Raw genomic sequence first — 22,661 nt, 5'->3', positions numbered from 1 at the left:
CTTTAGGGCTGAAGATGGATGGGATAGTTGGCTCGAATACGTGCTTCAGCCTCTGCATCAAGATGTGCCGAATGCGGTGCTGCCAGTATCTCGGTCACGCGGGTCCGTGCCTGATCCCAGATCGAAAGACGGCCTGCAGCAACCCAGTCATCGACACTTTGGCGATTGGCAAGAGCCGGATAGTGATAGTCTGACTTCATGCGCTTGAGCGTTTCGATTTCCCCCAGATAATGACCGTCCTGGGTGACGACGCGTTCCACCGCGTCCAGATCGAGTGTCTCCACACTCACTTCAATCCCCCTGATGCTGCGCAGGATTGCCCCACACATGTCGTCATCGATCACCATCGCTTCGGGGCTGGCCACCATGATCGAGCCCAGCATCCCCACGGAAAGGTTGATCATGTCGGCGCCGCCATGTCCGGCCAGGGCGACGGTGTAGCCTTTTTCATAGCCCGCTTGGGCATCCACCATCTTGGAATCCGTCATACCCGCCGAGACTGTGGATGGTAGGCCGATATGGGCCAGAAGCTGGGCCGCGGCAGCATTGGCGATCGCTGCTTCACCGCTGCCACCGCTCATGGCTCCGGTGCGCAAGTCGGAAATGAAGGGCATCAGCGCATAAATGCACGGGCTACCCGCCTGGATACCGTCAACCACCACTAGGCCAGCGAGCGACTCTGCCAAGCCCTGTGCCAATGCGCCGGCCAAGGTGACCGGACTTGTCGCACCTGCCTGGCCAGCCGAACAAATCTGCGGGATCATGCCTGCTCTCACGGCCTTCTCCAGCATCAGTATTCCTTCGGCGCTATAGGTCAGCGGGGGAACCACATGGACAATCACTGCCATGCAAAACGGTCTTTCCCGGAATGCATGTTTGTGGCCGAGCGCTATATCGAACAACTCAACTATCGGGTCGATGTGGTCAGGCTCGCAAAAGCTGATGCCAATTGGTTTCGAAGTGGCTTTGAGGCAGGCAAATGCGGTGTTGATGTCCAGCTCGAACGGGTCGGTCAAATCCCTGGCAACAACGGGCCGTACACCATAGTGGATGTTCGACGATGCATCCAATACGCGCATTAGATCGTAGAGGTCGCTTAGTGAGCTGTCCTTGTAGGCGCCGGTTGCGGCATCCAGAGTCTGAACCGCCGCTCCGCCGGTCCCGATGTGAACCCGGCTGCCGCCGATCTGCAAATCCCTGTCTGCAGTGAACCCCGGTAACGTGATCTTTCTTGGAGCGCGAGACAGTGCATTTCTGATCATCTCATTTGAAAAACAAAGGCGTCCGTCAGGGCGACGCCACGCCCCGGCAGCAATCGCCCGTTCGGTCGCCTCTGCCGGCAAGCCGACCATACCCACTGTCGAAAGAATGTCATAGGCATGCGCTTCGATGGCTGCCAATTCCAAGGACGACAGCGGCCTCAAAGCACCCCCAATCTGAAATGCAGGCGGTGCGCCCGGTTCCAATCCGGTTTCTGATGTCTCATGTCTTCGCGTGCGTCTAACCATCTACGCCCCTCAACGACACCAATAAAGCGCAATTGTCTTGTGTTGAGAATTCAATAAACCGGCTCAGTTGGTGAACAAAATTCACGAAAGGTTTTTAGCGTTGCTTTGCGCTGTATGAGTCTCATCGCAACAGCTCGGTTTATCTCAAACCAATGAATGCGTCGCTTTTGAAAAGGGCTTTCCTGTGACGTTTGTGTCCGCGCATACCGTTATGGGTTGTTGCAGCAGATATTGGAGTTCAACATTCTAAATGTCAGCTCCAACCCTAATTGGGCAGGTCAACAATGCCGCCCGAGGTGTGAACGCCCGGTTTTCTCGCCGCGCCGCGGTACAACGGCCGATTCCCATGCGGCAAAATATCCGCAGCGAGCGTGCGCAGCGAAAAATCAAAATCACATAATGGGCTCAGTGCAGTCCTTGCCGCCAATAAGACGAATGCCCGTTCTGTACGCAATGGGGACATTCGAACAGTTCCGATGGGAACAGGGACACTTTGATTGGTCCGTTGGTTCTATTAAAAAATTGACAGCTTACTTTTTGGCCAAACTCCAAAACTTGCCTGCGATTCAGCTGCAGATTTTTTGTTCAACAAAGATCAGTTGTCTGAAAAAAAACAAATCCTCTATTGACCGCAAATTCGGGATGAAATAGACCCGCTCGAGTTGAGCGGGCGTCGTATACTGGCTATTACCTCAGCCTTCCAAGCTGATGAAGCGGGTTCGATTCCCGCCGCCCGCTCCAAATCAGCCTTTAAATTCTGCGTCAAATGGCCCTTTTATGTGGGGTCATATATTGTGGTTCTTGACCCGGCTTGCCGCGGCCGCCAAGAAGCGAACACTTAAGTGCGAAAAAGACGTAAGGGCCAATTATGGCGAACTCTGCCTCAGCCACGCCCAAGGGCAAACCTGCACCCGGTGCCACGGAAGAGCGTGCTGGATCTCGGAAGATAGGCGTTCTGTCGTCTCTTTGGCCATTTATGAAGCCGTATCGGGCCCTGATGACGGGTGCGGTACTGGCACTGGTGTTGACGGCCAGCATGACGCTAACCCTGCCACTTGCGGTACGCCGAGTAGTCGACAATTTCCGAATTGAAGATGGCGAGTTGCTGGATTGGTACTTTCTGGCGGCACTGGGCATTGCCGCGATTTTGGCGGTGGGAACTGGCATCCGATATGCGCTGGTCACCCGGTTGGGTGAGCGCGTCGTGGCCGATATCCGCAAGGCCGTGTTTAACCGCGTCATAGGAATGAGCCCCGAGTTCTACGAACGGGTCATGACCGGAGAGGTGCTCAGCCGTATCACCACGGACACGACCCTGATTCAGTCTGTGCTGGGATCGTCCGTATCCATTGCCTTGCGCAATATGCTTTTGTTTGCGGGTGGTTTGGTCCTGATGCTGCTGACCTCGGCCAAGCTAACGGGTTTGGTGCTTTTGCTGATCCCGGTGGTGGTGGTGCCGATACTTGTTCTGGGGCGTCGTCTGCGGGTCCTCAGCCGCGAAAATCAGGACTGGATCGCGGCCTCGTCGGGCAACGCAGGCGAGGCACTGAGCGCGGTTCAAACCGTTCAGGCCTTTACACATGAAAAAGCCAGCCGGAAGCAGTTCGGCGATATGACCGAAACCTCTTATGCGGTTTCTCTTCGACGTATACAAACGCGCGCCGTGATGACGGTAATCGTTATCTTCCTTGTATTTTCGGGCATCGTCGGCGTGTTGTGGATGGGGGCAAACGACGTTCGCAACGGCGTGATGACCGAAGGTGTTCTGATCCAGTTCGTGATCTACTCAATCATCATGGCCGGCTCTGTCGCCGCCCTCTCTGAGATTTGGAGCGAGCTGCAACGTGCAGCCGGCGCGACCGAGCGTCTGGTGGAATTGCTGAACGCGCAGGATACCGTGATCGATCCAGCCAAGGCCAAACCCCTGTCAGCACCTGTGCGCGGTGAGCTTCGGTTCGATGATGTCACCTTCCGCTACCCGGCCCGTCCGGATGTGGTGGCACTGGACCATCTGACCCTTTCGATCAAACCGGGTGAAACCGTGGCTTTCGTTGGTCCATCGGGTGCAGGCAAAACCACAGTGATCCAGATGATCCAGCGGTTCTACGATCCGGACGCAGGTCATGTCAGTCTGGACGGCGTTGACCTACGTGATCTCGACCGGTCCGATTTCCGGCAGCACATGGCTTTGGTGCCCCAGGATCCGATCATCTTTGCAGCCTCGGCCCGCGAGAATATTCGGTTCGGGCGTCTGGACGCCACGGATGCCGAGGTTGAGGCGGCCGCGCGCGCAGCCGCGGCGCATGAGTTCATCTCGAAACTGCCCGAAGGTTATGACAGCTTTGTTGGTGAGCGCGGCGTTATGCTGTCAGGCGGTCAGAAACAGCGCATTGCGATTGCCCGTGCGATCCTGCGGGATGCCCCGGTTCTGCTGCTGGACGAGGCGACTTCGGCCTTGGATGCCGAAAGCGAACGCGCGGTTCAGGGCGCGGTTGACCAGATGCGCGCCGGGCGCACCACACTGATCGTGGCCCACCGTCTGGCGACGGTCAAAAAGGCGGATCGGATCGTTGTGATGGAAGCCGGTCAGATCGTGGCCCAAGGCACGCACGAGGATCTGGTCGTTCAGGATGGCTTGTATGCTCGCCTGGCGCGCCTGCAATTCACCGACGGAGTTGCGGCAGAATAGCCTGACGTCGGGGAAGTCAATTTTACGCCGCTGCGTAATTCTACAAATTTGGGCGTGGCCCCTCTAACCCGTCGCTTGCACCTGCGGGGTTTTGCTTCCATCTTGTTTTGGAAAAAACCGCGCAAGACGCGGGAGAAAAACAGGGAGGAGTCACATGGCCTTTGTGGGTTTGGAAGACAAGGCGAGAATGGAGCAGGAAATGTCGTGGGAGGATCGGGATGTTCCGGTCACTTTCCACCAGTTGCTGTCACGCACAGCAGGCAAATACCCAAACAGTGATGCGGTCAGCTTTCAGCTCATGTCTGGTCCGACAAACAAGGCCGAGACTCTGACGTGGTCGCAACTGCTTGGCAAAGTCAATCAGGCAGCGAACCTGTTCCGGTCTTTGGGTGTCGGTGAGAAAGACGTGGTGGCATATGTGCTGCCCAACTGCAACGAAACGCTGGTCACCATGATGGGCGGTGCGGTCGCAGGGATCGTGAACCCGATCAACCCGCTGCTAGAGCCTGAGCAGATCGCAGCAATCCTGCGCGAAACCGGTGCCAAAGTGGTTGTGACCCTGAAATCCTTCCCCAAGACGGATGTGGCGCAGAAAGTCGAAGAGGCGGTGCGCCATGCGCCCAACGTCAAGACCATTCTTGAGATTGACCTCAACCGTTATCTGACGCCGCCGAAATCCTGGCTGGTGCCGTTCCTGCGTCCCAAAATGGGCGACAAGGAAAAATTGGCGCATGCGGACTATAAGAACTTCAACAAGGAACTGTCCAAGCAACCGACGACACTGACCTTTGAAGACAGCAAGGAAGATCGCGTTGCCTGCTATTTCCACACTGGCGGCACGACCGGTATGCCGAAGGTCGCACAGCACAAATACTCGGGCCTGATCTACAACGGTTGGCTTGGGAACACGCTGCTGTTTTCCGAAGAAGACGTGATCATGTGCCCGCTGCCCATGTTCCACGTTTTTGCCGTGCATGTGATCATGATGGCTGCCGTCTCATCCGGCGCGCATGTGGTTTTCCCGACGCCTGCTGGATATCGCGGCGACGGCGTGTTCGACAATTTCTGGAAACTGATCGAACGCTGGAAAGTGACCTTCATCATCACCGTCCCAACTGCAATTGCCGCGAAAATGCAGCGCCCAGTGGATGCGGACATCTCAAGCGTGAAAACGGCATTTTCGGGCTCGGCCCCTCTACCGGTCGAATTGTTCCGGCGCTTTGAAGAAGCGACCGGTGTGACCATCGTAGAAGGCTATGGGCTAACCGAGGCCACCTGTCTGGTGTCCTGCAACCCGGTGGACGGGGAAAAGAAGATTGGCTCGATCGGTATTCCGTTCCCCTATACAGATGTGAAAATCCTGCAGGATGGTCCGGACGGACCAAAGGAATGCGCCGCAGATGAAATTGGTGAGATCTGCATTTCAAACCCGGGCGTTTTCGCCGGTAACACCTATACCGAGGCGGACAAGAACGTAGATCTGTACCACTTCGACAAATACCTGCGCACAGGTGATCTGGGACGCTTTGACGGGGACGGCTACCTGTGGATCACAGGCCGTGCCAAGGACCTGATCATTCGCGGCGGTCACAATATTGACCCGGCCGAGATCGAAGAAGCTCTGCTGGGGCACGATGCTGTCGCGTTTGCCGGTGCCATCGGGCAGCCTGACGCCTATTCGGGCGAGGTGCCATGCGCCTTTGTCGAACTGGTCGATGGCGCCTCGGTGACCGAGAAAGAGCTGATGGAGTATTGCAATGTGCATGTCCATGAACGTGCGGCACAACCCAAGCACATGACCATTCTGGACGAGCTGCCCAAAACTGCTGTCGGTAAGGTCTTTAAGCCTGAGCTCCGCAAACAGGCGATCACGCGTATCTATAACGGCGCGTTGGAAGAGGCTGGTCTTGAGGCACGGGTCATTTCGATCATCGACGATAAGAAACGTGGACTCGTTGCGCAGCTTGACGCGAAGGGTTCCGCAGAGGACGATGTCAGCAAAGTGCTGGGATCGTTCACCCGGCCGTGGGAGTGGGCTGCCTGACCGGGAGGAAACATGGATTATGAACGTCTGATTGATGAAGAGACTTGGGCGTTCATAAAACGAACGGCTGAAAGCTATCCGGATGATGCGGTCGACCTTACGATCGAGGATCAGCGCCGGGTCTACGACACGATGTGTCGCGACTTTCGCCAACCCCGCCCACAAGGGGTCGAAACACAGGACAGGCAGGCCGATGGTGTGCCTGTCCGCGTTTACAATGCCGGTCACCCGACACGAACCGTCATCTATTTTCATGGTGGCGGTTTTGTTGTTGGCGGATTGGACAGCCACGACGACGTCTGCGCCGAGATTTGCGCGCAAACCGGGTATCGGGTCGTGGCCGTCGACTATCGCCTGTGCCCCGAACACGTACATCCTGCGCAGTTTCAGGACGGCTGGACCGCTACGAACTGGGCCGTGCAGGAGTTTGGCGATCCTATTGTCCTTGCGGGTGACAGTGCCGGTGGCAATCTGGCGGCAGCGGTCGCCCAATATGGGCGAGGGCGGTTGGAGAATGTGCTGGGGCAGGTGCTGATCTACCCAGGTTTGGGCGGCGACAGCGCGAACGGGTCGTATATCGAACACGCCCACGCGCCGCTTTTGACGCTGGATGAGATCGTTTTCTACGAAAAGGTACGTTGCGGTGGCACTGTCCCGCAAGATGATCCGACCTTCGCGCCGCTTCAAGACACAGATTTCTCGGGTCTTCCGCCGACCGTGGTGGCGACTGCAGATTGTGATCCGCTGCGGGATGATGGCGCCGCTTATTGCGACAAGATTTCCGCCGCCGGAGGCCAGGCGCATTGGATCAACGAGCCGGGCCTCGTTCACGGATATCTGCGCGCGCGTACAAGTGTGAAGCGCGCGGCAGACAGTTTTGAGAGGATTTCGGTCGCGATCGAGGCGCTGGGCCAGCAGATCTGGCCCTACGACTGATCTCTCACTTCAGGAACGGTTTCGCCTTCATCGTTTCGGCAATGGGCGCACCCATCCGGTTCAGGATCGTGGGCGCTAGTTGCAGCTGGTCGATCACCGTGTCGACCTCGGGGCCTTCGGCGTCGCCAAAATAATACAGCGCGGTTTCCTGTTGCAGCGGGCTGCGCCCGCCGTGGTGTCCCCGCTCATCCTGTCCGTGATCAGCGGTCACAATCACGTCGTACCCCAGTTGTCGCCAACGCGGGATGAAAGGTGCCAACATCTCGTCAGCTACGAAGCAAGCGTGGTCCATCTCTTCGCAATCGTGGTAAAAACGGTGCCCCATACTGTCCAATGTGCAGGCATGCAGCAGGCCGTAGTCCAGCCCATGACGCAGGCACAGATTGGTCAGAGTGGCATAGAGATCAACGTCGGACGGGGTCATCTGATTGGCTTTGCCATAGCCTGTCATGGTGTGAAAGCGACCGTGGTTGATCGTTTTGCTCTCAGGCTCATCATATTCGATATCGCGGACGTAATCGAACGGGTGGCGGTTGAAGAACTGCGACCAATAGCTGTGGGTGACAGCGCCGGTTACGCCACCAGCATCTCGTACCTGGCTGAAAACGTCCTTGTGGCTCAGGCGGAAGACATTGCCGTTGCCGGTACAGCCGTGTTCCTGCGGTGTCACACCAGTATGGATCGAGGCATAGCAGCTGGCCGACGTGGATGGCAGAACAGCGCGTAGCTTCCAGACCCGCGCCTCACCGCTGTCGACCCAACCTTCAAGGTTACCGAACAACCGTCGGAAATTGCGCCACGGAACACCGTCCAGGATGATGAGGAGTAGTTTGCGGTCCATGTCATTGGCCTTTTGACTAGATATTTCCGGCGACCCTAGGGGATTCGCGATCAGGGGTCTGCCCGTTCGCGCCCCCAATAGCAAAATCCCGACACCTGTCATCGAACAAGCGCCGGGATTTCAATTTTTCACTTACCTGTCACGGAAAGGGCAGTGGTCAGTTCCCGGCGCTTTCCATTTTGCGGTGGGCAACGACCTCCTCCAGCCAACCCAGATGCATCTCGGGGACGGAACTGAGCAGTAGATCGGTATAGTCGTCAAACGGCGGGCTCAGCACCTCGCTTTTCGACCCATAGCGAACCACGCGGCCCTGATACATCACCGCGATGCTATCGCTGATCGCGCGCACCGTCGCCAGATCGTGGGTGATGAACAGGTACGCCACATCCTCGATCTTCTGAAGGTCCAACAGCAGTTTCAGGATGCCATCCGCCACCAATGGATCAAGCGCCGAGGTGACCTCGTCACAGATGATCATCTTGGGCTTAGCCGCCAGCGACCGCGCGATACAGACACGCTGTTTCTGACCACCTGACAGTTCCGCCGGATAGCGGTCCATGTACTTTTCGCCCAATTCGATCTCATCCAACAGTTCGACGATCCGCTTGCGTTTTTCGGCACCGCGCATGTTGAAGTAGAACTCCAGCGGGCGTCCAATGATCGTACCAACCGTCTGGCGTGGGTTCATTGCCACGTCAGCCATCTGGTAGATCATCTGCAGCTCGCGCAGGTCTTCACGGCTGCGGCCCTTCAGATCGCCACTAAGCTTGCGGCCAGCAAAGGTGATTTCACCATCGCGCGGCGGCAGCAAGCCTGTGATCACCCGCGCCAGTGTCGACTTGCCCGAGCCGGATTCGCCGACAACCGCCAGTGTCTGCCCCGGATGAAGCTCGACATTGACGTTGTGTAGCACGTCAAAATTCAAACCCTTGTAGCGCGCGGTAATACCTTCGACGCTCAATACCGATTCCGGTGTGGGTTTTTTCTCTTCGTGCTCGATCGAGCGGACCGAAACCAGCGCCTTGGTGTACTCTTCCTGCGGGTTGTTGATGATCTGGTCGGTATTACCATACTCGACCGTATTGCCCATTCGCAGAACCATGATGTCATCACTGACTTGAGCAACAACGGCGAGGTCATGCGTGATGTAGAGCGCAGCAACGCCAGTATCACGAATGGCCTCTTTGATCGCCATGAGAACGTCGATCTGAGTGGTCACATCCAGTGCTGTGGTCGGTTCATCAAACACCACAAGATCAGGCTCGGGACATAGCGCCAGCGCCGTCATGCAACGCTGTAGCTGACCGCCCGAGACCTGGTGAGGATAACGATCACCGATATTGTCCGGATCGGGCAGCCCTAGCTTGGCGAACAGTTCCCGCGCACGGCCTTCAGCCTCTTTTCGCGAAAACTTCTTATGTTCGACCGCAGCTTCGACAACCTGATCCATGATCTTCTTGGCTGGGTTGAACGATGCGGCGGCGGATTGCGAGACATAGGCAACCTCGCCCCCACGCAGATTGCGGATATCGCTATGCGGGGTTTTTAGAATGTCGCGCCCGTTGACCCAGACTTCTCCGCCGGTCAGTTCGACGCCACCGCGGCCATAAGCCATGGACGCCAGACCGATGGTCGATTTACCGGCACCAGATTCCCCGATCAGCCCCAACACCTTTCCGCGTTCGAGGTCAAAGCTGACCCCGTGCACGATTTCGATGTCATGAGGTTTTTCGCCGGGCGGATAGACGGTCGCGCCGATCTTGAGGTTGCGGACCTTGAGAAGGGTATCACTCATCCCCGGCCTCCTTTCAGCGATGTGGTACGGTTTAGAACCCAGTCAGCCACAAGGTTGACCGAGATGGCGAGCGTCGCAATGGCCACAGCGGGGTACAATGCCGCGCCGATACCATAGACGATCCCGTCCTTGTTTTCCTTCACGATGCCACCCCAGTCCGCCAGCGGCGGCTGGACGCCCAGACCCAGGAACGACAGGGTCGAGATAAACAGAACCATAAAGATGAACCGCAGCCCGAATTCAGCCACCAGAGGTGACAGAGCATTTGGCAGGATTTCCCGGAAGATGATCCAGCGACGACCTTCACCGCGCAGCTTTGCGGCTTCGACATAGTCCATCACGTTGATGTCTACGGCGACCGATCGAGACAGTCGGTAAGGACGTGTGGCGTCCAACAGCCCCATCACAAGGATCAGGATCGGAACGGTCACCGGAACAATCGCTAGGATAACCAGTGCCAGGATCAGCGTTGGGATCGACATGATCAGGTCAACCGTCCGGCTCAGCGCTTGGTCAGCCCAACCACCCAGAACCGCAGCCAAAAGGCCCAGCGAGGTGCCAGTGATAAAGCTGAGGATCGTAGCCATCGCAGCGATAAAGATGGTCGTGCGACCACCATAGATCATACGTGTCAGCAGATCGCGCCCGATATTGTCCGTGCCCAGCAGATGCTCGGCGCTTGACGGTTCCCACACATCACCGACCACTTCGGCCATTCCGTAAGGGGCGATCAGTGGGGCTGCGATCGCTATGAAAAAGTACAGTCCGGTGAAAAACAGACCGACGGCGGCCGAAATAGGAATGTTCTTCATCATTTCGGATGCCTCAGTCTTGGGTTGGCAAGGATAGACACAATATCGGCAACCATGTTGAGCCCGATATAGACCGCGGCAAAGACGACGCCGCAGGCCAGAACGACTGGCACGTCACGCTTGGTCACCGAATCCACCAGATATTGCCCCATGCCGGGATATACGAACACCACTTCGACAACGACGACGCCCACAACCAGATAGGCCAGGTTCAGCATCACAACGTTGACAATAGGGGAAATCGCGTTGGGAAACGCGTGGCGCGCAATGACCTGAAAATTCGAGAGGCCTTTCAGTTCAGCCGTTTCGATATAGGCCGATTGCATCAGGTTCAGGATCGCAGCGCGGGTCATTCGCATCATCTGCGCCAGCACTACCAGTGTCAGAACGAAGGCAGGCAGGGCGATGGCATTGAGCTTTTGCCCGAAGGACATTGTGTCGTTGATCATTGCGAGTGAGGAGAACCAACCAAGTTTCACCGAAATGAAATAGATCACCAGGTAACCGATCAGAAATTCAGGGATCGAAACGGTTGTCAGGGTGATGGCTGAGATCAGTTTGTCCGGCCAGCGGTTGCGGAAACGGACGGCCAGAAGGCCAAGAAAGATAGCAAGCGGTACGGATACGACGGCTGCGGCACAAGCCAGGAACAGAGTGTTCCCTAAGCGTTTTCCGATGCTTTCCGCGATGTCGAGTTTGTTGGTCAAAGACTGACCCAGATCGCCCTGCAGGATGCCTCCCAACCATTCGAAATATCGGGTCAAAGCAGGACGGTTGAGGCCCATTTCCTCGCGCAGGTTTGCCAGCGCCTCGGGGGTTGCGGATTGGCCAAGGACCGCTTGCGCAGCGTCCCCAGGCAGGGCTTCGGTGAGGCCGAAAATCAGAGCCGATGCACCGAAGAGAAGCAGGAGACCCAGCGCAAAGCGCTGGGAAACCAGTTTTATGATAGGATGCATTATCCGTGGGCCCTATCAGGCGAACCACATCTTGCGGGACATGTTGCCGTTCATCATCTCGCCTGCGGGGTCAGTTTCCCAACCTTCAAGCTTGTTGCTGACGCCTTCAACAAAATCGTTGAACATTGGACAGATTACTCCGCCTTCGTCACGGACCATTTGACCCATCTGGCTGTAGATGTTCTTACGTTTGTCATTGTCCAACTCTGCACGCGCTGCGAACAGCATCTCGTCGAACGCCGGCACCTTGAAACGCGTATCATTCCAGTCGGCTGTTGAAAGATAAGCGGTTGCATACATCTGGTCCTGCACGGGACGCCCGGTCCAATAGGACGCACAGAATGGCTGGACATTCCAGACTTCAGACCAGTAACCATCGTTCGGCTCGCGTTTGATCTCCAGCGGAATACCGGCCTGAGCAGCGGACTGCTGGAACAGGGCCGCTGCGTCTACGGCGCCCGGGAACGCTGCATCCGCCACACGAAGAATGATTGGCGATCCGTCGTGGCCCGAATTCTTGTAGTGTTCTGCCGCTTTTTCGATACTGAATTCGCGCTGTGGAATCGACCCGTCAAACAGCGGGTATGCTGCGTTGACAGGCATGTCGTTTCCTTCAGTTCCATAGCCGCGCAGAACCTTGTCGACCAGTTCCTGACGGTTGATGGCATATTTCAACGCCAGACGCAGTTCGTTGTTGTCGAACGGTGCGGTGTCGCAGTGCATGATGAACACATAATGTCCACGTCCGGCTGTCGAATGCACGGTCAATGTCGGCGCGCGGCCCAGCAGGTCCGCAACCTTCGGCTCGATCCGGTTGATCGCGTCTACCTGACCGGATTGCAGCGCGGCAGTCCGGGCGGTCGCGTCGTTGATGACGATCACTTCGACGCCGTCGAAATGGCCGTAATCAGGGTTCCAATGGTTTGCGAACTTTTTGAACGTGTGGCGAACACCCGGTTCGTCGATTTCGACCTGATAGGGGCCTGTGCCGATGCCTGCCGCTGGGTTGTCCATGCCGCCGTCAGGCTGGATGATTAGGTGGTAGTCTGCCATCAGGTAAGGCAGGTCAGCGTTGGGCTCGGTCAGCGTGACCTGAAAATTGTCCCCGTCAGCTTTCATCGACTCGATGCCCTTCATGATGCCCAGGGCACCGGACTTGGAGTCCTCGTTCGAGTGGCGTTCCATGGTTTTCAGCACGTCTTCGCTGGTCATGGTCTTGCCGTTGTGGAACTCGACGCCCTGACGCAGTTTGAAGGTCCAGACCTTGGCGTCTGCGCTGCCTTCGATACTCTCTGCCAGACGAGGCTCTATCGAGCCATCAGTTGCGACTTCTACTAGCTGGTCACCAAACTGCTTGCCGTTCATAAATGGAACCGAGCTGGCGTAGGTGGCCGGGTCCAGCGAGTCGGTGGAACCGCCGCCCTGCAGGCCAAACTTCAGAACGCCGCCCTTGTTCGGGTCCGCCGCGCGCGCAGCGTCAGCGAACATGGTGCTGGCCATCGCTGCCGATACACCCAGAGCCGCCGCTTTCCCCATGAATTCGCGACGGGTCAGTTTGCCCGCAGTGACCTGACCGGCCATGTGAGTGAGTTGTTCGTTCATTTAGTGGTCTCCCAGTTGATTGGTTTCAGCCCTTCTCGGGCATTTTTATTGACGCATGAGTCAAGTTAGGCGCATTTCGGTCTACCGAGCAAGGGCAAATGTCTGCCCCTTGGCCGCCAAAATATCACATCTGGTTGCGTGGAACGGCGTCCTCCGTTTGTTTCGAAAATACCAAAGTTTCGTTTTCAAAGGCACTTATCTGCGCCTTGAGAAAAAAGCTCTCGCGATCCGACCACATTTCGCAGGATGTTTCGGTGCGCAGGTCTATCCCGTCCCGACTGATCTCCTGTGTCCAGCGGCACCGCCCGTGGGCGGATAGCGGGTTGTCGGGGTGGATGGTCCAGCGTTCATATGCAGTGCCACCATGCGTAAGCCCGTGGTGATTGTCCGTTACGCGACCGAAATCGTCTTCGATGATCAATCGGGTTTCACCTGAATTCAAGTCAGTCTCCACCCGGCGAGAGTTGCTGCTGTCCCGCAGGGTCGTCACATCAATCGGGGTTTCAGAATCGGGCGGCTGAAACACATGCTCATCATCACCCGCGGTCGGCCGGTTCGGGATCGTGATCGTACCACCTGTCAGGTGCAGTTCGACGGGTTCAGGCGCTGGCCAGATCAGCGGCCAATACGCGCTGGACACAGCCACCCGCACGCGATGCCCTTTGGGAACGCGATAGGCGATATGATCCAGGTCCAATGAGATTTCGTAGGGTTTTCCAGGTGTCAACGGAGTTGGTTGCGCGTGGCTGTCTCGGTGCGACAGGTTTACAACGCCATAGGTGATCCGGGTTGAGGCCCCATCCGGATGGACATGATTTAACCGCACGGCAATCTGTGCCTGCGGACGGTCGGCACTGACATTCAGGCAAATGCGCGGAGCGCCGACAATATCAAGATCTTCCGACAAAGGCGGGCCATCGAAACAGGCGGACAACGCATCATCGGGGCGCTGATCGCCGGGCATGTCGGGTCCCAGCCAAATTGCGCAATACTCGCCGCCATCCATGCCGCAGGTTTGGGGCGACTGGACCCGCGTCTCCAGCGGCTCATCTTGCCCGAGCCCATCGTTCGACAGGTTCAAAGTTAGGTTGGACAAATGCGAGCTCGCGCCGGCTTGCTCGCTGATCCAGCGCCCGGGTCTGTTGTTGTACCACCGCTTTGGGCGGACGCCGTCCATCAGATACGCTCGATAGTCTGGGTCGGTTTCAACTCCGCTATCCAGACCTTTCAGCCAATGATCCCACCAACGCAGTGCCTCTTGAAGAAAACCGATCCTCGGTTCGGGCACCGCGAAATGCGGGTATTTGTGCACCCATGGCCCCACGATTCCCTTGACCGGAGCGTTAAGCTGTTCGACCAGCAGCGGCACGGTATTCTTGTACGCGTCCCCCCAACCGCCTATGGCCAAAGTCGCCGCGCGGATCGCGCTGAAATCCTCGCAGACAGAGCCATGCTGCCAATAGGCGTCGCGCGTCTGGTGGCGCAGCCAGGTCGAGGGCAGGAACGTTTGATTTTCCAAACGCTTAAGCCACAGCTCGCGCCAGTTGGGGCGCAGCGCAGGATCCGGTGCGCGGGATGAGTACGACCACATGGTCGCGCCCCAACCCAGGTTTTCATTTAGCAAGCATCCGCCCTTGTAATGGATGTCGTCTGCGTAACGATCTGCGGTTGAACACAGGGAGATAATTGCTTTCAGCGGCGCGGGTTGAAGGGCGGCAACCTGAAGCGCGTTGAACCCGCCCCAGCTGATTCCCATCATCCCAACGGTGCCCGAACACCACGGCTGATCCGCCAGCCACCGAATTGTTGAGACGGCATCATCCAGCTCTTGCTGAGTGTATTCGTCTTCCATCAACCCTTCGCTGTCGCCATTGCCGCGCATGTCCACACGAATGCAGGCATAGCCGCGTTTGGCAAACCAAGGATGGGTCAGGGCATCACGCGTCGCTGTACCGTCACGCTTGCGATAGGGAAGAAACTCCAAAATGGCCGGAACGGGGTTGCTGTCTGCATCCATCGGACGCCAGACACGCGCTGACAGGCGACATCCGTCGGGCATCACTATGCCGACATCCGGTAAGTCTTCGATATCGCATAGCGAATTGAGCGAGCGCGTCATTGTGGAAGTGTCACGGTCTTTTGCGTTTCCCGGTGTTTGAAAATCGTCAATTCATCGCCTGATTGCGACAACAAGGTCCATCACGTTTGTTCCGGTCGGACCCGTCACCAACAAAGCGCCGGCGGCGTCCAGAAAACTCCCGCTATCTGCATTCTGCAGGGCATGCTCAGCCCCGTCGTCCCAGGTCGTGCCGTCAACAACCGCTCCGGCGGCATTGGTCGGGCCATCGGTTCCGTCTGTTCCGCCAACGACCAGCGTCAGACCCGAGGTCCCGGCTATTTCACGGGCCAGCGCCAGAGCCAGCGCCTGATTGCGCCCGCCGCGGCCCGGCTGATCTGGCAACACAACCGTAGGCTCACCGCCGAACACCATGACACCCGGGGGCATATCCCTCAGGCGTTGTCCCAGTTGGGAAGCGACGTGCAAGAAGTCGTCGTGCAGGCATTCTTCATTGGCCAATACTTGCAGGCTTTCACGACGCGCCAAATCTGCTGCCGCAGAACGCGCATGAGCGTTCGACGCAACAATCTGGGTCACGGCGTCAAATTCGTAAGTTTCGGGCAAGGCACCGATCCCCGATCCGATGACATTCAGATCATCCCCGGGAACGTCCGAGATTGCCAGAACGGTGGCTTTTGCCCCTTTGAAATGGGCCAGCAGCCCACCGCCCTTTATCCGGGACAGCTTGCGACGCTCGGCATTCATTGCGGTGATATCCATCCCTTCGGACAGCAGCCTGCCGTTCAGCTGCTCCAGATCACTCAAAGTGTTTCCCGGCAGCAAATCCTCAGCCAGGGATGAGGCTCCGCCCGAAACCAGAAGCAGCACATGAGAATTGGGTGCCATAGCCTCGATCGCGGCCCGCAGGGCGCGACCGCCCTCAAGGCTGCGCGCGTCCGGAACGGGGTGTGAGGCCTCGATCAGCTGAACATGTTCCGGCAGACCGCGTCCGTGATCATCCTTGGTGACAACCAGCGTTGGACGCGGGCCGAAATGTTCCAATGCCGCGCTGGCCATTGCTGCGGCTGCCTTGCCGACTGCCAAGATCTGGTCGGGCGTTGGAACCCCATCCAGAACAGCTTTGGTGGCCCTTATTCCGTCAACCGCATCAACGCCAGCCTGCCAAATGCGAATTGCCTGTTGCCTCTGATCCATCAGCTTTCCATCCAAATCGTGACTGGTCCGTCATTAACCAGCTCTACCGCCATGTCGGCACCGAATTGCCCGGTTTCGACGGCCACACCATGCGCCTGCAACCGCCGCGCAAACTCTTCATACAGGTGCTGCCCCTCATCCGGGGCCGCAGCCTCGGAAAACCCTGGCCTGTTCCCGCGCGACGTGTCGGCGGCCAGCGTAAACTGGCTGATCACCAGAGCCGAGCCACCCACATCAACGACAGAGCGGTTCATCTTGCCGTTTTCATCTTTGAAAATGCGCAACTTTGATACTTTGGCCGCAAGCTGCCCGGCCTTTTGTTCATCATCGCCTTTCATCGCACAGACCAGGATCATCAACCCAGGGCCAGACTGTCCGATCGTTTGTCCATCAACCGAGACCTTGGCCCGGGAAACCCTTTGTAGCAGTGCGCGCAAATCCGTTCTCCGTTTGTTGGCGTGGTTATTCAACCCAGCGTGCGATCTCGTCCAGACCGGCACGGCTGGTTCGAAACCCGTTTGCAGGGTGGTCTGTATCGGAATAGCCGAAAGAGATTGCGCACAAGATCAAGCGGTCATCGGGGATACCAAAGTACCGGTGCAGGAACTGACCATAGCTGGCCACCGCGGCCTGAGGGATTGTGGCCACCCCCAGCGCTTGGGCGCCGAGGGTGAAGGCCATGACAAAACCACCGCAGTCCATCGCTCCGTAAGGACCAAGGTCCGCAGGGCTTGAGATGATCGCGCAATGCGGCGCGCCGAAAAGTGCAAAGTTTTCCATCATTTGCTGGGCTGAACCTGCACGGTCCCCGCGCTGTACGCCGACGGCTTCGTACAATGCCCAGCCGCATTCACGGCGGCGTTCCTGATATATACCGGTATACGCCGTCGGGAACGGCAGGTCGGGTTCCGGTGCGCCGGTTGTGACTTCGTGTTGCAGTGCTTTTCGGAACGCGTCAGTCTCGGCGCCACTGGTGATCACGATGTTCCAGGGCTGCGCATTGCACCAGCTGGGGGCACGTGACGCACAGGTCAGAATCTGTTCGATCTGGTCCTTGGGAACGGGTTCAGGTCGGAACGCCCGGCAAGAATGTCGCTCAGCCAGCAATCGATCCAAATCGGATAGCGTCACTCTGCTCCCCCTTCGTGTATCCGAGGCGCAGGATGGCGTCAGGTTCGGCGATATTCAAGCGGTTAAAAGGGGACAGGTGCTACTGCTGACCAGTTGCCATGAGGTATCCGACACCCGCTGCAACCAGCAGACCCAACACAACAGCGATCGTGATCTTGATAGCGGACCAAGGGCGTTCGCCCTGAACACGCCCCGTTCTGCCGTTAACAACGAAACGATAGGTCTGACCCCGATATTTGTATGCGGCCAGCCAGACAGGCAGTAGAATATGTTTGAAGGTTACATTTTGCACATCCGTGTCGATTGCGTGAATGCGCTGCCGGTCGCCGCCGATATCAAAACGCACATCTCGTTCGATCACCCGGGCCATATGCCCGCGCGCTTCGGTATACCCGTCCTGCAATTCGACTGTATAAGCCTCGGCCCGGAATCCCGCCAGATACTCCGGCTGGTAAGGTTCAAGCGCCGGCAAGTCCCAGGGTTCCAATGCGTCAGTATAGCGTTTCGGCAGTGACTGGGACGCGAGCACAAGAACATCGTCAAAGAACCGGGCAACCCGACCGGATTTTGGGGACCACCGCACCTTTGCCACCTGCTGTTGCACGCGCTTGCCGTCACGCATGACGGTCCGGGTCTCGTAATACACCGTGCCCCGCTCGCCGCGATAAGCTGACTTGGTATCCGCGTCGAAGGTCCAGTAGGGGACGTAAATCCCCTGCATCTTGCGACCTTTGCGGGCGTAATCCTTCAACCCGTTGGGCGCGAACCACAACTTGCCAAGCCAGCTCGACATCGACTTATGAGCCGACCGTTCATCCAGAGCAAAGGGCAACACGCCTTTTGGCTTGATATGCCGGTTAACTCCCGTCTCCGTGACTACCGGAGTGGCACAGAACGGGCATTCGGCCGCATGGGTGTTCGGGTCAAACTCGACCTCAGCTGCGCAGTTCGGGCAGGACAGAACCCGCGTTTCTTCGATCTCTGCTTCCGGCAGCTTGTTCGCCAGCGCTGCGTTGAAATCCTGTTCTTTCAGGCTGGCACCGCCCCACGGTCCGGCGCCTATGGATTCCGAATGCCCGCAATGATCGCAGGTCAGGGTCCCGTTGCCCGGATTGAACCGATAGTCCGAGCCGCATTGCTCGCAGGGAAAGCGGTGTTCTTCAGTCATTGCTTGAACTCGGCTGGCTGAACGGGCTTTCCAGGGCCGATGATTGCGCGGATCACGACAGCCAAAAAGATGCAAACCACTATAAACAAAAGGGAATTATGCGCCAGAACTTGCCATCCATAAGGCGTCAGTATGCCATCAACAGATCGCACGAAATCGCCACCCCCGATTTGAGAATCGAATTTATCGTTGTGCGATTGATGCCATCCTCTTAGCCGACCGATTGCAATACTCAGCAGGACAAGACCTGTGCTGATCGCTCCCCCCCAATAAGCTGCCCGGAAAAAAGTAACCGGCTTGCGCATCATCGTGCGCAGGGCGGGTGCGACGAAAATCCATGCAATCAGAAAAGCCGAGGGTACACCAAATAAAGTCAATAACTGAAATAGAGACCACAGAGTGGCGTCCCATCTGCTTTGGAAAAGATCAAAAAGCATCGGCGCGCCAATCACGCAAAACCACCCGAGAATTGCACTCAAATTGACGGCGCGCCTGATCTCTCTTTGCGAATAGGCAGATATGTCGGCGTTTGCCGTCACCGATTACGCCCCCGGCGGAGGCGGCGGCAGGATGGTAAACAGCTGCGCAAGCTCCTGCACGTCGCCCGCTTTTTTCCAGCCGTCCTGACCGGCGGTCCAGACATGGGTGTCGCGGGTGATCTCACCATCAGTCGCCATGCGGCCCATCTTGGCCTTGGAAAACGGGCCGCTGGTCTGCCCATCCAGGGCGATATGCCAGACATGCTCGACCGGCGGCGGAGGAGGGGGCGGTGCCGCATGCGCCGCTGGTTGCGAGGCAGCGGGGGCGGAACCGCCCCACGGTCCGCTTGGTTGACCCGCTGCCATGTTTGCCATCTGGTTGGCCATCGCCATGCCCATACCCATGCCTAGGCCTGCACCCATGCCGCCGCCCTGACCGGGGTTGTTGGCTGCTGCGGTCATCGCTTCGGCGGCGGAATACTGGGTGAACTTGCCCAGATCGCCTGCCAATCCCATCGACGTCCGCTTGTCCAACGCAGCCTCGACCGCAGGCGGTAGCGAGATGTTTTCGATGTAGAACTCGGGCATCTCAAGCCCGTACCCTTCCAGCACGGGCGACACCTCGGCGGCGATAAGTTTACCCAGATCGGCGGTGTTGGCGGCCATGTCCAGCACCGGAATGCCCGATCCTGCGATTACGCGGCTGAACTCCTGCACGATAATGTTACGGATCTGAAAGCTGATCTCATCCATGGTGAATTCACCATCGGTGCCGACGATTTCAATCAGGAACTTCGCGGGGTCCTTGACCCGGACCGTGTATGTGCCAAAGGCGCGGATACGGGTCGGTCCGAACTCCGGATCGCGCAGCATGATCGGGTTCTTGGTGCCCCATTTCAGATCATTGAAACGCGTCGTGTTGACGAAATAGATCTCGGATTTGAAGGGCGACTGAAATCCGTGATCCCAATGCTGCAGCGTCGTCAGGATCGGCATGTTGTTGGTCTCAAGCATGTAGAGGCCGGGCGTGAATACATCTGCCAATTGCCCTTCGTGCACGAACACCGCTGCCTGTCCTTCGCGCACCGTCAGTTTGGCGCCGTACTTGATGGCATGTCCTTCACGCTCGAACCGCCAAACCATGGTGTCGCGGGTGTCGTCGACCCAGTGAATGACGTCGATAAATTCTCCGGTCAGAAAATCGAAAATACCCATTGGGGTCTCCTTTCCTTGGGCTCAGAGCTGCTGGCCCATCAATTCGCGAGCAATAATCCGGACCACCGGGCGGGCGTCTTCAGCCGTAACACCGGGTTCAAGGCGCGGGTCATAAAGCATTGTCAGAAGTTTCTCGTCATGGCTGGTCAACAGCGCAAACTCGTCATTGTCGTTGAAAATCGAAGGCCGTGCCGCTGGGCTGTCATTGGACAATCCAAGCCCCTGCGCAATTTCCTCGTGGATGCAACTGCGCCGGGTCAGGTCCGGCAGTTCAGCCCGGATGAGAGTGACAGCCCGCACAAATTTATACGGTGAGGTATTGGTAGGAGACGCAAAAACAAGACAGTCAATATTGGCGCGCGGGTTTGCAACCAAATCCAGTGAAGGCGTGCTGATGCCCGGAATCAGCTGTTTCAGGCGTTTCACCACATAGGCGCTGTCATCCTTGCCTGCAAAGAAGACATGGAAGTTTGCCTTGCGATTGACGACCGAGATCGGGTGATCCGTCAATTTACTCAGCCGCTCCGCGAACGCCTCGACGTCAGCCGCGTCTTTTTTGCGTATCTCGGGTGCCACGGACGGGGCGAACTCGGTCTGAATCCGCACAGGTCCTGCCCACCGGCTTAGCTGTCCGTCCGTTCGCCGAATGCGTGTAGTTACAGCGTGATCGGGGTATTCGCTGTAAAAGGCAATAGCCTCGAAATTACGGGCCAAATCATCGGCATCATAGGGTGTGTCGGGACCACCTCCATCCACGCGCAACATGTCGCGGGTGAGCAGGTCACGTTCGACCCGCTGATAGAACCGGGCCAGATCCTGACTTGCCGCAGACGGGGGAACATAAGCATTAGGTGCCGGTGCAGGTGCAACCGGGCGCGGTTGCGGCACGACGGACGACGTCAGCGCCTCATCGCAATTGGCCAGCGCCAACAGCGCCACCATACCCAACAGAGGTTTCAGATATCCCGGCACTTGCACGTCCAGCCTGCCTTTAGCTCGAAACCGCAGTTCCAGCGTTGTCGCCGACGCCGTCTTTGCGCGCCTTCGCAGAGGCAAGGGTGTCGCGCAGCTCGGTCTCCATCTTCTGCAGCTCCTGTTCGGCTGCGGCGCGTTTGGCCTTGCCTTCGTCAGCAATTGCAAGGCTTTCGTTGATCGTACCGATCAGGTCAGCATTGGCTTGCTTGACCGCCTCGATATCAAACACACCGCGCTCCATTTCCTCCCGGATCATCTTGTTCGACTCACGCAGGTTCGCCGCGTTCGAGGTCAGCAGCTCATTCGTCAGGTCATTCGCATCACGCACGGCCGCGGCCGCCTCGGCGCTACGCTGGATGGTGACGGCCTGCGCCAGTTGCGTTTCCCACAACGGCACGGTGTTGACGAGGGTTGAGTTGATCTTGGTCACCAGCGACTTGTCATTTTCCTGCACCAATCGGATCGAGGGCAGCGATTGCATCGTCACCTGTCGCGTCAACTTCAGGTCGTGAACACGCCGTTCCAGATCATCCCGCGCTGCGCGCAGGTCACGCAGCTCTTGCGCTTTCATAACTTGTTTGTCTTCGGGCGCGGCCTGAACTTCGGCTTCTTTTTCGGGGATGTTCTGGCTGTCCAGCTCGGTCAGTTTTTCTTCACCTGCTGCGATATACAGCGCAAGCTCGTCATAAAAGCCCAGCGTCTTTTCATACAACAGGTCCAGCGACTTGATGTCTTTCAGCAGCGTATGTTCGTGGCCCAGCAAATCGTCGGTGATCCTGTCGATCTGCCCCTGAACGTCTTCAAACTTGGCGGTAAACTGGGCGAAAGGTGCAGCCTTGCCCAACAGCTTTTCCCACCAGCTGCGTTCGCGCCGGACGTCCAGCTCACTGACTGAAAATCCGCGGATCGTCGTGACGATATTGCGCAGGCTATCCCCGGCGGGTCCGACATCTTTGTTGCGGACATCCGCCAACATGGCCTGGCTGATTTCCTGCAATTCCGCCTGGGCAGACGACCCGAACGCGACGATGGAATTGGTATTATCCATGTCGATCTCATCCATGCGCTTGCGGATTTCGGCGCTGACAGGTTCGTCGGCCTCTTCAAGCAAGACGATTTCGGCGGTCGGGTCGGGCAGGGTGACAGCGGTCACTTCCTGTACCAGCGTTTCAGCCTCGACCGCCTTGTTCTTGATGTCATCGGACATGGGGGTAATCCTCTCTCAAATTGTGGCCG

At 57.6% G+C, this 22,661-nt stretch carries 18 protein-coding genes and 1 tRNA gene; 4 read left to right on the top strand and 15 right to left on the bottom strand.

Annotated features, from left to right (window positions below):
• Positions 1 to 2: 2 nt before the first annotated feature.
• Positions 3 to 1,508, bottom strand: coding sequence for a trimethylamine methyltransferase family protein (locus AC2FGC_RS05245; RefSeq protein WP_496724193.1), 1,506 nt, complete (start codon positions 1,506 to 1,508; stop codon positions 3 to 5).
• 666 nt (positions 1,509 to 2,174) lie between these two features.
• Here AC2FGC_RS05245 and AC2FGC_RS05240 point away from each other — a divergent pair.
• The 4 genes from AC2FGC_RS05240 to AC2FGC_RS05225 all read left to right on the top strand — a co-directional run bounded on the left by AC2FGC_RS05240 (position 2,175) and on the right by AC2FGC_RS05225 (position 7,177).
• Positions 2,175 to 2,249: transfer RNA gene (locus tag AC2FGC_RS05240), tRNA-Gly, on the top strand.
• 127 nt (positions 2,250 to 2,376) lie between these two features.
• Positions 2,377 to 4,197, top strand: coding sequence for an ABC transporter transmembrane domain-containing protein (locus tag AC2FGC_RS05235; RefSeq protein ID WP_496724195.1), 1,821 nt, complete (start codon positions 2,377 to 2,379; stop codon positions 4,195 to 4,197).
• 154 nt (positions 4,198 to 4,351) lie between these two features.
• The gene (locus tag AC2FGC_RS05230) at positions 4,352 to 6,241 is read left to right on the top strand and encodes an acyl-CoA synthetase (RefSeq protein ID WP_496781571.1); all 1,890 of its coding nucleotides are present in this window, start codon (positions 4,352 to 4,354) and stop codon (positions 6,239 to 6,241) included.
• A gap of 12 nt (positions 6,242 to 6,253) precedes the next feature.
• Positions 6,254 to 7,177, top strand: a complete 924-nt coding sequence (locus tag AC2FGC_RS05225; RefSeq protein WP_496777858.1) for an alpha/beta hydrolase — start codon at positions 6,254 to 6,256, stop codon at positions 7,175 to 7,177.
• Between the two features lie 4 nt (positions 7,178 to 7,181).
• Here AC2FGC_RS05225 and AC2FGC_RS05220 read toward each other — a convergent pair whose 3' ends face one another.
• The 14 genes from AC2FGC_RS05220 to AC2FGC_RS05155 all read right to left on the bottom strand — a co-directional run bounded on the left by AC2FGC_RS05220 (position 7,182) and on the right by AC2FGC_RS05155 (position 22,632).
• On the bottom strand, positions 7,182 to 8,018 hold the full coding sequence (locus AC2FGC_RS05220; protein WP_496777860.1) for an alkaline phosphatase family protein: 837 nt from the start codon (positions 8,016 to 8,018) through the stop codon (positions 7,182 to 7,184).
• Between the two features lie 157 nt (positions 8,019 to 8,175).
• Entirely contained in the window at positions 8,176 to 9,813 is a 1,638-nt protein-coding gene (locus AC2FGC_RS05215; RefSeq protein ID WP_109313204.1) for an ABC transporter ATP-binding protein, read from the bottom strand.
• Positions 9,810 to 10,625: an ABC transporter permease gene (locus AC2FGC_RS05210; RefSeq protein ID WP_108859503.1), complete on the bottom strand. Its 816-nt coding sequence runs from the start codon at positions 10,623 to 10,625 to the stop codon at positions 9,810 to 9,812. Before AC2FGC_RS05210 ends, AC2FGC_RS05215 begins: the two co-directional genes overlap by 4 nt.
• The gene (locus tag AC2FGC_RS05205) at positions 10,625 to 11,581 is read right to left on the bottom strand and encodes an ABC transporter permease (protein ID WP_496777864.1); all 957 of its coding nucleotides are present in this window, start codon (positions 11,579 to 11,581) and stop codon (positions 10,625 to 10,627) included. The genes AC2FGC_RS05210 and AC2FGC_RS05205 overlap by 1 nt, the downstream gene beginning before the upstream one ends.
• Positions 11,582 to 11,596: 15 nt before the next feature.
• Entirely contained in the window at positions 11,597 to 13,183 is a 1,587-nt protein-coding gene (locus tag AC2FGC_RS05200) for an ABC transporter substrate-binding protein (protein ID WP_496777866.1), read from the bottom strand.
• A 124-nt stretch (positions 13,184 to 13,307) separates the two neighbouring features.
• Positions 13,308 to 15,302 (bottom strand): CocE/NonD family hydrolase, encoded by a 1,995-nt coding sequence (locus tag AC2FGC_RS05195; RefSeq protein ID WP_496781568.1) that lies wholly within the window; start codon positions 15,300 to 15,302, stop codon positions 13,308 to 13,310.
• Between the two features lie 51 nt (positions 15,303 to 15,353).
• Positions 15,354 to 16,457 carry a glycerate kinase type-2 family protein gene (locus AC2FGC_RS05190; RefSeq protein ID WP_496781566.1) on the bottom strand — a complete coding sequence of 368 codons (1,104 nt, stop codon included), beginning with the start codon at positions 16,455 to 16,457 and terminating at the stop codon, positions 15,354 to 15,356.
• Entirely contained in the window at positions 16,457 to 16,894 is a 438-nt protein-coding gene (dtd, locus tag AC2FGC_RS05185) for a D-aminoacyl-tRNA deacylase (RefSeq protein WP_496738122.1), read from the bottom strand. The genes AC2FGC_RS05190 and dtd overlap by 1 nt, the downstream gene beginning before the upstream one ends.
• 25 nt (positions 16,895 to 16,919) lie before the next feature.
• Complete coding sequence (locus tag AC2FGC_RS05180) at positions 16,920 to 17,588, bottom strand: nitroreductase (protein ID WP_496781564.1); 669 nt, start codon at positions 17,586 to 17,588, stop codon at positions 16,920 to 16,922.
• Between the two features lie 79 nt (positions 17,589 to 17,667).
• Positions 17,668 to 18,756, bottom strand: coding sequence for a TFIIB-type zinc finger domain-containing protein (locus tag AC2FGC_RS05175; RefSeq protein WP_496781562.1), 1,089 nt, complete (start codon positions 18,754 to 18,756; stop codon positions 17,668 to 17,670).
• A complete protein-coding gene (locus AC2FGC_RS05170) occupies positions 18,753 to 19,295 on the bottom strand; it encodes a hypothetical protein (protein WP_496724216.1) in 543 nt (180 codons plus the stop codon). Before AC2FGC_RS05170 ends, AC2FGC_RS05175 begins: the two co-directional genes overlap by 4 nt.
• A gap of 3 nt (positions 19,296 to 19,298) precedes the next feature.
• Positions 19,299 to 20,450, bottom strand: a complete 1,152-nt coding sequence (locus tag AC2FGC_RS05165) for an SPFH domain-containing protein (RefSeq protein WP_496724218.1) — start codon at positions 20,448 to 20,450, stop codon at positions 19,299 to 19,301.
• A 21-nt stretch (positions 20,451 to 20,471) separates the two neighbouring features.
• Positions 20,472 to 21,392 (bottom strand): DUF2927 domain-containing protein, encoded by a 921-nt coding sequence (locus AC2FGC_RS05160; protein WP_058276873.1) that lies wholly within the window; start codon positions 21,390 to 21,392, stop codon positions 20,472 to 20,474.
• 49 nt (positions 21,393 to 21,441) lie between these two features.
• Positions 21,442 to 22,632 (bottom strand): toxic anion resistance protein, encoded by a 1,191-nt coding sequence (locus tag AC2FGC_RS05155; protein WP_496704710.1) that lies wholly within the window; start codon positions 22,630 to 22,632, stop codon positions 21,442 to 21,444.
• Between the last annotated feature and the right edge of the window lie 29 nt (positions 22,633 to 22,661).

This window comes from Ruegeria sp. CDSC054 (assembly GCF_059610645.1).
This window is presented reverse-complemented; position numbering and strand designations above follow the sequence as displayed.